This window comes from Mycolicibacterium septicum DSM 44393, from assembly GCF_000455325.1.
GTDB classification, from domain to species: Bacteria; Actinomycetota; Actinomycetes; order Mycobacteriales; family Mycobacteriaceae; genus Mycobacterium; species Mycobacterium septicum.
In genome coordinates this window covers 2,829,089-2,839,847 of the sequence record NZ_HG322951.1, presented here as the reverse complement: position 1 = coordinate 2,839,847, position 10,759 = coordinate 2,829,089, and the positions used below count along the sequence as shown (strand labels likewise).

General features: G+C 68.4%; 13 protein-coding genes. 2 read left to right on the top strand and 11 right to left on the bottom strand.

Annotated elements, in window-relative coordinates; translation table 11 throughout:
- Window positions 1–14: 14 nt before the first annotated feature.
- Window positions 15–605 (bottom strand): class I SAM-dependent methyltransferase, encoded by a 591-nt coding sequence (locus TX88_RS13370; protein WP_044519375.1) that lies wholly within the window; start codon window positions 603–605, stop codon window positions 15–17.
- A 97-nt stretch (window positions 606–702) separates the two neighbouring features.
- Here TX88_RS13370 and TX88_RS13365 point away from each other — a divergent pair, with 97 nt between their 5' ends.
- The gene (locus TX88_RS13365; protein ID WP_044517432.1) at window positions 703–1,104 is read left to right on the top strand and encodes an MmcQ/YjbR family DNA-binding protein; all 402 of its coding nucleotides are present in this window, start codon (window positions 703–705) and stop codon (window positions 1,102–1,104) included.
- Between the two features lie 11 nt (window positions 1,105–1,115).
- Window positions 1,116–2,690, top strand: a complete 1,575-nt coding sequence (locus TX88_RS13360; protein ID WP_044517431.1) for a 4-coumarate--CoA ligase family protein — start codon at window positions 1,116–1,118, stop codon at window positions 2,688–2,690.
- Here the strand turns inward: TX88_RS13360 and TX88_RS13355 are convergent.
- The 10 genes from TX88_RS13355 to TX88_RS13310 form a co-directional block, all read right to left on the bottom strand.
- Window positions 2,687–3,010, bottom strand: a complete 324-nt coding sequence (locus tag TX88_RS13355) for an ArsR/SmtB family transcription factor (protein WP_044517430.1) — start codon at window positions 3,008–3,010, stop codon at window positions 2,687–2,689. The two genes, TX88_RS13360 and TX88_RS13355, sit on opposite strands and share 4 nt — an antisense overlap.
- Window positions 3,007–3,501 carry an SRPBCC family protein gene (locus TX88_RS13350; RefSeq protein WP_044517429.1) on the bottom strand — a complete coding sequence of 165 codons (495 nt, stop codon included), beginning with the start codon at window positions 3,499–3,501 and terminating at the stop codon, window positions 3,007–3,009. Before TX88_RS13350 ends, TX88_RS13355 begins: the two co-directional genes overlap by 4 nt.
- A gap of 69 nt (window positions 3,502–3,570) precedes the next feature.
- On the bottom strand, window positions 3,571–4,581 hold the full coding sequence (locus TX88_RS13345) for a uroporphyrinogen decarboxylase/cobalamine-independent methonine synthase family protein (RefSeq protein ID WP_044517428.1): 1,011 nt from the start codon (window positions 4,579–4,581) through the stop codon (window positions 3,571–3,573).
- Window positions 4,582–4,591: 10 nt separating this feature from the next.
- A complete protein-coding gene (mnmA, locus tag TX88_RS13340; protein ID WP_044517427.1) occupies window positions 4,592–5,662 on the bottom strand; it encodes a tRNA 2-thiouridine(34) synthase MnmA in 1,071 nt (356 codons plus the stop codon).
- A complete protein-coding gene (locus TX88_RS13335; RefSeq protein WP_044517426.1) occupies window positions 5,659–6,885 on the bottom strand; it encodes a cysteine desulfurase family protein in 1,227 nt (408 codons plus the stop codon). The genes mnmA and TX88_RS13335 overlap by 4 nt, the downstream gene beginning before the upstream one ends.
- A 47-nt stretch (window positions 6,886–6,932) precedes the next feature.
- On the bottom strand, window positions 6,933–7,769 hold the full coding sequence (locus TX88_RS13330; RefSeq protein WP_044517425.1) for a lysophospholipid acyltransferase family protein: 837 nt from the start codon (window positions 7,767–7,769) through the stop codon (window positions 6,933–6,935).
- Window positions 7,766–8,614 carry a GNAT family N-acetyltransferase gene (locus TX88_RS13325; RefSeq protein ID WP_044517424.1) on the bottom strand — a complete coding sequence of 283 codons (849 nt, stop codon included), beginning with the start codon at window positions 8,612–8,614 and terminating at the stop codon, window positions 7,766–7,768. The genes TX88_RS13330 and TX88_RS13325 overlap by 4 nt, the downstream gene beginning before the upstream one ends.
- Before the next feature lie 87 nt (window positions 8,615–8,701).
- The gene (locus TX88_RS13320; RefSeq protein ID WP_044517423.1) at window positions 8,702–9,361 is read right to left on the bottom strand and encodes a nitroreductase; all 660 of its coding nucleotides are present in this window, start codon (window positions 9,359–9,361) and stop codon (window positions 8,702–8,704) included.
- The gene (locus tag TX88_RS13315; protein WP_044517420.1) at window positions 9,361–9,771 is read right to left on the bottom strand and encodes a cupin domain-containing protein; all 411 of its coding nucleotides are present in this window, start codon (window positions 9,769–9,771) and stop codon (window positions 9,361–9,363) included. The genes TX88_RS13320 and TX88_RS13315 overlap by 1 nt, the downstream gene beginning before the upstream one ends.
- Before the next feature lies 1 nt (window position 9,772).
- On the bottom strand, window positions 9,773–10,516 hold the full coding sequence (locus TX88_RS13310; protein WP_044517418.1) for an SDR family oxidoreductase: 744 nt from the start codon (window positions 10,514–10,516) through the stop codon (window positions 9,773–9,775).
- Window positions 10,517–10,759: the final 243 nt, after the last annotated feature.

The window sequence follows — 10,759 nt, the reverse complement described above, 5'->3', positions numbered from 1 at the left end:
AGCCCACCGACAGCTCAAGGCAGCGGCAAGCGCCGAAACCTGACGACGTCGTGCCAGCGGTTCCCGGTGGCATCGCAGAACTCGAAACCGTCGGCTTCCACCAACTCACGCAGATCGTCGACGCCGAGGCGGTCCGGGTCGGGGAATCCTTCCCGAAACACCAGTAGCGCACCGGGTTTGAGAATGCGATGCAAGGAGCGGATGCAGCCCCGTTTGTCCGCGATCTCGCCGAACGTAGAAGCCAGGAACGCCACGTCGAAACTGTCGTCATAGAACGGCAGCTCTTCCTCGGCATCGCCGGTGTGGAAACTGACGTTGTAGCACTCGGCGCGGTCGAGCGCGCTGCGCGATTTGTCCAGCATCTCCAGCTGAATGTCGAGCAGGTCCAGTCGCCCCCGGTGCAGGTTGCGCGCGATGGCGACGCTGAAGTATCCAGGGCCCGGCCCGATTTCGAGTACCCGCTCGAAGCCGGTCAGGTCCAGCCGCTTGACGGCCCGCTCGTCGTCTCCGCTGAGTCGGCGCAACGGGTTGTTGAGGAAATAGGCGGCCTGATGGGGATAGGGATAACCACCCGTCCGGCGGGTTTGCCGGGTGAGGGAATCCAACCAAGTCGTGGGCATGTCAACCTTCCTGCGATTAAGCAAGGTAAGGCTAGCCTAATTTCTGATCGGCGGGGCGGGCCCCTACCGCTAACCTGACGACATGCCGCACCCGATCATGTTCAGCGATGACGACCTGGGCCTGGCCGAACTCCGCACCGTAGCCCTGGGATTTCCCGAGGCCTTCGAGAAGGTCTCGTGGGGCCGGCCGGTGTTCTGCGCGCCGAAGATGTTCGCCATGTACGGAGGCAACGTCAAACCCGAGGTTCGGGGCGAGATGGTGCCCTTTCCCCACTCGCTGCTGATCAAGGTCGACGAGAGCGACCGCCGAGCACTCGAACAGGACAGCCGCTTCTTCTTTCCGGCCTACATGGGCCCTTTCGGCTGGCTGGGTCTGGACTTCACTGCGGCGAAGGTAGATTGGGCCGAGGTCCGCGAACTCATCGACGCCTCGTTCCGGTTGGTCGCCTCGCGCCGACTCATCAAACAACTCGACGAGAACTGATCGGAAGCCCCATGAGTTTCGCCAGTCCATTCCCCGACGTCGACCTGCCGGCCGTCAGCATCTACGACTATCTCTTCGCCGACATGTCGGCGGCCGATGCCGGCCGCACCGCCCTGGTGGACGCCAAGTCCGGTACCGAGACCAGCTACGGCGAGTTGGTGAGCCAGATCGACGCGTTCGCCGGCGGGCTGGCGGCCCGCGGGATCGGAGTCGGCGACGCGGTGGCACTGCTGTCGCCCAACAGTTCGGGTTTCGCGATCGCGTTCCACGGGATCCTGCGCGCGGGCGCCACCGCCACCACTGTCAACGCACTGTTCACCGCGCGGGACATCACCAAGCAGCTCAAGGATTCGAAGGCGCGCCTGCTGGTCACGGTGAGCGCGCTGCTGCCGCAGGCCCTCGAGGGGGCCCTGGCGGCGGGCCTCACCGAAGACCAGGTGGTGGTGCTCGACGGTGACGGCCTCGGCGCCGAGGGCCCGGCTCCCGACGTGAGCTTCGATCCGGCCACGCACCTGGCCGCGCTCCCCTACAGCTCGGGCACCACGGCCAACCCCAAGGGCGTCATGCTCACCCACGCCAACCTGACGGCGAACGTGGCCCAGATCCGCCCACTGCAGGGCCTGACCTCCGATGACCGGCTGCTGGCCGTGCTGCCGTTCTTCCACATCTACGGCATGACGGTGCTGCTCAACGCCGCCCTGCATGCCCGCGCACAACTGGTCATCATGCCGTCGTTCGACCTCGGCGAGTTCCTGGACAACATCGCGACGCGCCGGTGCACGTTCGTCTACATCGCCCCGCCGGTGGCCGTCGCCCTGGCCAAGCACCCGCTGGTCGATTCCTATGACCTGTCCTCGCTGCGGGCCGTCCTGTCCGGCGCCGCCTCGCTCGATGCCGATCTGGGCCGCGCCGTGGCAGATCGATTGAGCTGCACGGTGTCCCAGGGCTACGGCATGAGCGAGCTCAGCCCGGTCAGCCACATCACCCCGCACGACGGTGGGCTGGCGTCGGTCGGCACGGTCGCGCCGCTGGACTCGTGCGGCTGGACCGTTCCCAACAGCGTCAGCAAGCTGGTCGACCCGGACACCGGCCATGAAATCGACATCCCCGCCGAGGGTTTGAGCGAAACCGGCGAGCTGTGGTTCAAGGGGCCCAATGTGATGGCCGGCTACCTCGGCAATGAGGCGGCCACGCGGGAGACCATCGACGCCGACGGGTTCCTGCACACCGGGGATCTGGCCCAGGTCGATTCCTACGGTTGCGTCTACGTCGTCGACCGGCTGAAGGAACTCATCAAGTACAAGGGCTACCAGGTCCCGCCTGCCGAACTGGAGGCCGTGCTGCTCGGCCATCCCAACATCGCCGATGCCGCGGTGATCGGGGTGCAGGACAAGGAATCCGGCGAGGAAGTGCCGAAAGCCTTTGTGGTCAAACAGCCTTCGTCCGAGTTGAGCGCCGATGAGGTGATCGCGTTCGTGGCCGGCCTGGTGGCGCCCTACAAGAAGGTGCGCCAGGTCGAGTTCATCGACGCGATCCCCAAGTCGTCGGCAGGCAAGATCCTGCGCCGGGAACTGCGCGGCAGCTAGTCCTCGACGAAGGCTCGCAGGCGGTCGATCGCGTCGTCCCAGCGTCGCGACAGTGCCGTCAGATAGTCACTGGCCTGCACCAACGGCTCGGGCTGGATCCGCCAGATGCGTTCGCGGCCCTTGCGATCGCTGGCCACCAGACCCACCGCCTCCAGCAGCAGCAGGTGCTTGGTCGCGGCCTGACGTGTCACCGGAATCACCTGCGTCAGTTGCACCGTCGAACAAGGGCCGCCCTCACAGAGCCGGGTGACGATGCGCAACCGGTTGGGATCGCCGAGCGCGTCAAACAGAGGTGCGCGCTCGACGACGGTGGCCGTCACACCGACTCACCGAGCGCGAGGTACTTGCGCACCATCTCGGCCTGATGGGCCCAGCCTTCGCTGTTGGACTCGAATGCCGACTTCCGCCGCTCGGCGGGAATCGCGTCGAATCCCGATTCGACGATGCGCAGCAGGACCCCGCCGTCGGTCTCGGCCAGCGTGAACTCCACCAGGGTGGTCGGCGCCTCCGGCTCACGGGAGCCGGGTTCGACGGCATACGGGTGCCAGCGGAAGGCCAGCCGATGCGGCGGCTCGACCGCCACGATGTGCCATGCGTCGGCCTCGCCGGCGTAGGGCTCCTGCATGGCGGCGACCTCTTCGTCGACCTCGGTCGGCGTCATCACCCCGTTGACCGATTCCCCGGCGACGAACGGCCCGTCGAACCGGACCCCGAACCAGCGGCCGAATTCCCCAGAGTCGCTGACGGCCCGCCACACCCGGTCCAGGGGTGCCTTGAGCAGAACTTCCTTCTCGATCCGATCAGTACTCATATGCAACCTTTCAGTTGCCCTTCAGCCTAGGACTGTGCGCGGCAAAGAGCAACCTTTTGGTTGCTGTTTCTAGATGGCGTCCGGATCTTCGGCGAACGCGTCGGCGGCCTTCTGCGTGAGTTCCACCGCGGTGCGCGCCCATTGCGACGTGGCCCCGGCCAAGCCGCAGGACGGCGTGATGCCGATGCGGTCCCGCAGCACGGACCGGGCGAACCCGAGTCGATCGGTCAGCGCCACCGCAGCCTTGGCGATTTCTTCGACCGACGGCCTACCCTCGGGCGCGATCGTAGGCACCACACCGAGCAGCACGGTACGTCCCGAGTCGACGAACTCCCCGACACCGTCCAGATCCGCCGGCGTCAGGGTCGACACGTCGACCGAAACAGCGTGAACAGCGCTGCGCAACAAGGCCTTCCACGGCAGCTCTGGTGCACAACTGTGCAATGCGACATCGGAGCCGGCCGCTGCGACACAGGCATCGATCAGGTTCATCGCCAACGGCTCGTCCACGGGATGGACCGGGGTGAAACTGGTGACCCCCGACAGCCGGCCCGCCAACGCGGCAGGCAGCGACGGCTCATCGAGCTGCACCACCACCGGGGTCTCCAACCGCCGGGCCACCTCGGCCCGGTGGATCGCCAGCCCCTCGGCCAGGGAGGCCGAAAGATCTCGCAGCGCACCGTGATCGGTGATGGCCCGATGTCCGTTGGGCAGTTCCAGCTGAGCAGCCAGCGTGATCGGACCGGGCGCCTGCACCTTGACGGCGCGCCCGCTGCCCCGCAATCCCGCACGCTCCCAGGCTTCTTCCAGCGCATCGATGTCCTCGCCGAGCAGGCTCACGGCGCGTCGCAGCGCAGCGCTGCGGCCACCGGCGATGCGGTATCCGCGCGGCACGGTGTCGATGCCGATGTCGACGAGCAGGGCCCCGGCCCGACCGATCAGGTCGGCGCCGATCCCCCGTGCCGGCAGTTCCACGAGGTGCGACAGGGTGTGCAGTTCACCGACGACGACTTCCGCGGCAGCCCGCGGCTGGGTGCCCGGCCACGAACCGATACCGGTTGCCGCTGCGAAGACGCTCATCCGTCGATGCTCACACGCGCGCGATGGTCGCGCTGGCGATGACCTCGTCACCGTCGGCGTCGGGCCGGTACAGCACCATGGTCTGACCGGGGGCCACCCCACGCAGCGGTGCCCGCAGGGAAACCGCCAGCCGGCCGTCGCGCAGCTCGGCCACCGCGTCGGTGATCCCGCCGTGCGCCCGCACCTGAATCTGGCATTCGACCGGCCCCTGCAGCGGAGCCCCGCCGGTGAACACGGGCTTGTCGCCGACCAGCTCCCAGATCTCGAGGTCCTCGGCCGGTCCGACCCGCACCGTGCCCGTCTCGGCGTCGATCGCGGTGACGTAGCGGGGGCGGCCGTCGGCACCCGGTCCCGCGATGCCCAGACCCTTGCGCTGCCCGATGGTGAAGCCGTGCACGCCGTCGTGTTCGGCGAGCACCGCACCTTCGTTGTCGATCACCGAGCCGCGACGAACGCCGATCCGGGCACCCAGGAAGGCCTGGGTGTCTCCGGAGGGGATGAAGCAGATGTCATGGCTGTCAGGCTTTTTCGCAACGGCCAGGCCACGCTCGGCGGCCTCGGCCCGGATCTGCGATTTGGGCGTGTCACCGATCGGGAAGAGCGCATGCGAGAGCTGTTCGGCGGTCAGCACACCCAGCACGTAGGACTGGTCCTTGTCGGCGTCGACCGCGCGACGCAGCCGGCCGTCGGCCAGCCGTGCGTAGTGACCGGTGGCCACCGCGTCGAAACCGAGCGCCAGCGCCCGCGCCGCCAGCGCGGAGAACTTGATCCGCTCATTGCACCGCACACAGGGGTTCGGGGTCTCGCCGCGGGCGTATGACTCGACGAAGTCGTCGATCACGTCGTCCTTGAACCGGTCGGCGAAATCCCAGACGTAGAACGGGATGTCGAGAATGTCGGCCACCCGGCGGGCATCGCCCGCGTCCTCCTTGGAGCAGCACCCCCGGGATCCGGTGCGCAACGTCCCCGGCGCCGACGACAGCGCCATGTGCACTCCGACGACGTCGTGGCCGGCATCGACCATCCGGGCGGCGGCCACCGAGGAATCCACGCCGCCGCTCATCGCGACCAGGACTCTCATGAGAAGGTCCTCCCGGCGCTGGCCAGCGCCGCCTGCCGGGCCCGCTCGACCGCCGCGGGCAGCACCTCCAGCACGGCGTCGACGTCAGCGTCGGTGCTGGTGTGCCCCAACGAGAATCGCAGTGAACCCCGCGCGGTGGCGGGGTCGGCGCCCATGGCGATCAGGACGTGCGACGGCTGCGCCACGCCGGCGGTGCACGCCGACCCGGTGGAGCATTCGACGCCCTTGGCGTCGAGCAGCATCAGGAGCGAGTCACCTTCGCAGCCGCGGAAGGTGAAGTGGGTATTGGCGGGAAGCCGGCCGGCGCCCTGCGGCCCGTTGAGATAGGTGTCCTCGATCGTGGACAACACACCGTCGATCAGCCGGTCCCGCAGCGCCTGCACCCGGGCGCTGTGCTCGGCGAGCCCGCCGATGGCCACCTCGGCGGCCGCGGTCATCGCCACCGCACCGGCAACGTCGGGCGTCCCCGAACGGACGTCGCGCTCCTGACCGCCGCCGTGCAGCAGCGGCACGCAGGCGGTGTCACGACGCAGCACCAGCGCACCGATGCCCATCGGGCCGCCGAACTTGTGCGCGGCGACGCTCATCGCCGCCAGCCCGGCGGCGGTGAAGTCGACCGGAATCTGGCCGACGGCCTGGATGGCGTCGCTGTGCATCGGGACCTCGAACTCGGTCGCGACGGCGGCCAGCTCGGCGATCGGCATGATGGTGCCGACCTCGTTGTTGGCCCACATGATGCTGATCAGGGCTACGTCGGCGGGGCCGTCGCCGGCTTCAAGCGCGGCGCGCAGCGACTCGGGTGCGACGGCGCCCTCGGCGTCGACCGGCAGCCAGGTCACCTCGGCACCCTCGTGATCGACCAGCCACTGCACGGCGTCCAGAACGGCGTGATGCTCGACGGCAGTGGTGATGATCCGGCGGCGCGCCGGGTCGGCATCGCGGCGGGCCCAGTAGATGCCCTTGACGGCCAGGTTGTCGCTCTCTGTTCCACCGGCGGTGAAGATCACCTCCGAGGGGCGACAGCCCAGCAGCTGGGCCAGCGTCTCGCGGGCCTCCTCCATCCGCCTGCGCGCCATCCGGCCAGAGCCGTGCAGCGACGACGCGTTGCCGACGGTGGCCAGCGCAGCGGTCATCGCCTCGATGGCAGCGGCGTGCATCGGGGTGGTGGCGGCGTGATCGAGATAGACCGGCCCGCCTGAGGAGGAGGTCAGGATGGAGGCCATAACCCTCCTAGGATAGCCGCTGGCAGGCGACCCTCCCTCCAGCCGCCTCAGGCCGCCAGCACGTGCGCGGGAGCGCCAGGCAGCTCCTGGTGACCGCGCACCACCGCCTCGCAGCGCCCGGCCAGTACCCGCCGGTCGTCTCCCGGCAACTGCAATGAGCCCACATGGACGTGGCACACCGTGCGACGTGCGGTGATGACCCGCCGCACCGAGCGCAGCAGGGTGTCCTCCCCCACAAAGGCCGGAATCGTCGACGGCCGGCCGTCGCGGTGGCGGTAGACCAGGCGTAACGGCTGCACCGGCCGGGCCGCGTCGATCGCGGCCTGGAACATCGCAGGCCGGAACGGTCCGTAGGCCAGGCCGCACCACGTGGTGCCCTCCGGGAAGGCCACCACGGTGTGTCCGGCGCGCAGGCGCTCGGCCACGGTGTGAACCACCGCAGGCAGCCGGCGCAGGCTGCCCCGGTCGATCGGGATCACCTTCATCACCCGGGCCAGCCGGCCCACCGCGGGCCATTCGACCAGGTCCGCCCGGGCCACGAACGAGCCGGGCAGCACCGCACCGATGGTGAAGATGTCGAGCCACGACACGTGCCCGCTGACCACGAGCACGCCCTTCAGGTTGCGAATAGGTCCGCCCGACAAGGAGATCCGGACTCCGAAGCAGCGCAGCATCAACCGGCAGTAGAAACGCTGCACATGTGAGCGGCCCGGTATCGGCACCGCCAGCAGGGGCACGCCGGGAGCCAGGATGACGGCCATCACCACCCGCACCGAAGTGCGGATCCAGACCACCAGCCGACGGCCGGCGTCGGCGCCGCCGGCATGCACGCAACTGCCGTCGCACGAGGCCTTGGGCAGCCACGAATGATCACAGGCGGTCATGACGCGCCCCCGGCGATCCCGTCGGCCATGTCGGCCGCGGCCGACACCGAGCGCAGGCGCTTGAGGTAGCGGACGTCGGCGCGGCGCTTGTCCAGCAGGGCCGGGAAGTCCCCCACCCCGAAGTCGGGGTCGTGGGCCGGTTCCCCGCACACCTGCGCGCCCAGGCGCAGGTAGCCCCGCATCAGCGGCGGCACAGTGGTCCGCGAGGGCGGGTCGATGTCGTCGAGCCCTCGGCCGTCCAGCATCACCGGCCGGTACGGGTACACCGTGTGTTCGGCAGGAGCGGCGTGGCGACGCCGCACGAAGTCGCGGACCCCGCGGATCTGGGTCCCCGGTGGGCCGTCGGCGTTCCCGGCGACCGGCACCGAAACGCAGCCCGTCACGTAGTCGTACCCGGAACGGTCGAGGTAGGCCAGGATGCCCGCCCACATGAGCAGGACGACGGCACCATTGCGGTGGTCGGTTCGCACCACCGCACGGCCCATCTCGACCAGGGACGGCCGCAGTGCGTCGAGGCCGCGCACATCGAACTCGGTGGCGGTGTAGAGCCCGCCCGCGGCGATGGCGCCGGGCGGCGGCAGCATCCGGTAGCAGCCCACCAACTCGCCGGTGCGGTCCTCACGTACCAGCAGGTGGTCGCAATGCTCGTCGAACCGGTCGGCGTCACGTCCGTCGGCAGCCCCGGTGAGTGCGAATCCGGGTTCGGAGGTGAACACGTCGTGGCGGAGCCGCTGGGCGGCTTCGATGAGCTCGGGATCGGCGGACAACAACAGGGTGTAGCGCGGCGCATCGGGCGCCGCGCTGTCGGTGTGATCAGCGGCGATGAGTACAGATGCAGTGCTCATAACCAGCACGGTCGCCCAGCCGGGTCTCCATACGGCATCGCCTGTGTGACATGTCTGTGAGCGCCAGGTGACTTTTTGGGCTGCCGGTCAGTCCTGCAGGAACACCACGTTCTCGCCGATCGGGTTGCGCGGTGTGTCCAGGTGATTCGCCGCAAATTGGGGGTCGGCATAGCCGATCGACAGCCCACTCAGGATCGTCAGATCGTCGGGAATGTCCAGTTGTTCGCGCAGTACGTCCGGATAGAACGAGATGGACACCTGCACGCAACTGCCGAGACCCTGTTCGTTCAACGCCAACAGCAGGGTCTGCAGGAACATCCCGACCCCCATCGCGTCCACATTCGTGAAATCCCGGTGCATGCAGACCACCCCGGCGACAGGCGCGTGGAAGAACTCCCAGTTGCGCTTCTGGGCGGCCCAGCGTCCCTCGGCGTCGTCGCGGGCGATCCCCATTGCCCCGTAGACCAGGGCACCGCTCTCCCGGCGCAGATGAGCGAACCGCGGCGGAAGGCCCGCGGAACCCACCGCCGGCGGTGCCGCCTCGACCGCGGCGAGCAGCGCGTCCACCAATCGGACGCGCCGCTCGCCGGTGGCGAAGAAGACGTGCCAGGGTTGCGTGTTCGAGTTCGACGGCGCACGCACCGCCAACGCGAGCGCCTCATCCAGGAGCTCACGCGGAACAGGCTTGTCCGGCAGGAACATTCGTGATGAACGACGCGACCGGACGACGTCTCCGAACTCGGCCATCAGCGAACCCGGCGGTCCTTGCGGGCCTCGAGCTCCTCGTCTTCGACGATGACGAGCATGGGTTCACCTGGCACACACAGCATGTTGACGAGGAACTTCAGCGGAATGTCGTCACGGTTGTTGGCATCCGAGTAGTGGATGACGTCACCGCCGGGCTCCCAGAAGGCCTCCCCCGCCTTGACCACCCGCGGCGCCTCGCCCTCCAGCTCGAACAGCATCTCGCCCTCCAGCACATAGCCGAAGGCGGGTCCGGCAGGATGCCGGTGCGGCGGCGCCCCAGGGGATCCCGCGGGCCACTCGATGATGGTCGTCATCACCTCGGCATTCGGCGGGATGAACGGCGGCGTCGCGGTGGCGATCACAGTCATCGCATCGTGGAGGGCTTTTTCCTGCTCCGCTGTCACAGGCATGTCAGTGCGCCCCGGTCCATGCGACCCAACGGGTTTCACCAAGGATCCCGTCGTCGCCGGTCACCAGGCTGTCGTCGTCGACGGCGGTACCGAAATACGTTGCCTGCGGATCGATCACGACCGGCTTGTCGTCGCCCTGCTCGGCCAGCACGGCACGTGCCATGTCGGCAAACGAGATCTTGTCGGGCCCACCGATGTTGACGATGCCGCCCAGCGGCGCGGCCTGGGCGACCTTGGCCACCTCGGCTGCGACGTCGTCGACGGAGATCAGCTGGATCCGGGCATCGGGAACGCGTACCTCGCCGCCCACCACCAGCGTCCCGGTGATGGCCTCGGCGAATTCCTGGAACTGCGTGGCGCGCACGATCGTGTACGGCAGCCCGGACTCGGTGATGACCTTCTCCTGGGCCACCTTGGCCCGCATGTAACCGCTGTCCGGCAGGCCGTCGGTGCCCACGATCGACAACGCGACGTAGTGCCCGACACCGGTCTCCTTCGCGGCGGCCGCCAGGTTGCGTGCGGACGTGGTGAAGAAGTCCAGCACGGCGCCGTCCTCGAACGAGGGCGAGTTGACCACGTCGACCAACACCTCTGCGCCGTTGAGCGCGTCCACCAGGCCCTCACCGGTCAGGACATTGGCGCCCGACGACAGGGAGGCAGCCACCACGTCGTGCCCGGCTTCGGTGAGCAACCGCACGACCCGCGACCCGATCTGGCCGCTGGCACCTATGACTGTGATTTTCATTGTGCGAATCCCTTTCTCGACGTGCTGACAGGACCAACACTGGCACCGCGTGCCGAGATCCAAACCCTGGAAAGTCCGTAGTCGGGCCGGCTGGCCGCACCGCCGCCACGCCCCTTGTCACGCGAGAGTGGTTCTCGGGCTCGAGCGCCACTCCAGCGTGACACCCGGTGCACGTTGTGCGCGCCCGTTTGCCCTACGCAGTTGCCCCGGACAGCACAAAACCCCGGCGCACCGAGGTGCACC

Bases quoted from the DNA above. Each gene is read 5' to 3' on its own strand.
- TX88_RS13365 (WP_044517432.1), top strand. From the start codon at position 703: ATGCCGCACCCGATCATGTTCAGCGATGACGACCTGGGCCTGGCCGAA.
- TX88_RS13360 (WP_044517431.1), top strand. From the start codon at position 1,116: ATGAGTTTCGCCAGTCCATTCCCCGACGTCGACCTGCCGGCCGTCAGC.
- TX88_RS13350 (WP_044517429.1), bottom strand. From the start codon at position 3,501: ATGAGTACTGATCGGATCGAGAAGGAAGTTCTGCTCAAGGCACCCCTG.
- TX88_RS13345 (WP_044517428.1), bottom strand. From the start codon at position 4,581: ATGAGCGTCTTCGCAGCGGCAACCGGTATCGGTTCGTGGCCGGGCACC.
- mnmA (WP_044517427.1), bottom strand. From the start codon at position 5,662: ATGAGAGTCCTGGTCGCGATGAGCGGCGGCGTGGATTCCTCGGTGGCC.
- TX88_RS13335 (WP_044517426.1), bottom strand. From the start codon at position 6,885: ATGGCCTCCATCCTGACCTCCTCCTCAGGCGGGCCGGTCTATCTCGAT.
- TX88_RS13330 (WP_044517425.1), bottom strand. From the start codon at position 7,769: ATGACCGCCTGTGATCATTCGTGGCTGCCCAAGGCCTCGTGCGACGGC.
- TX88_RS13325 (WP_044517424.1), bottom strand. From the start codon at position 8,614: ATGAGCACTGCATCTGTACTCATCGCCGCTGATCACACCGACAGCGCG.
- TX88_RS13320 (WP_044517423.1), bottom strand. From the start codon at position 9,361: ATGGCCGAGTTCGGAGACGTCGTCCGGTCGCGTCGTTCATCACGAATG.
- TX88_RS13315 (WP_044517420.1), bottom strand. From the start codon at position 9,771: ATGCCTGTGACAGCGGAGCAGGAAAAAGCCCTCCACGATGCGATGACT.
- TX88_RS13310 (WP_044517418.1), bottom strand. From the start codon at position 10,516: ATGAAAATCACAGTCATAGGTGCCAGCGGCCAGATCGGGTCGCGGGTC.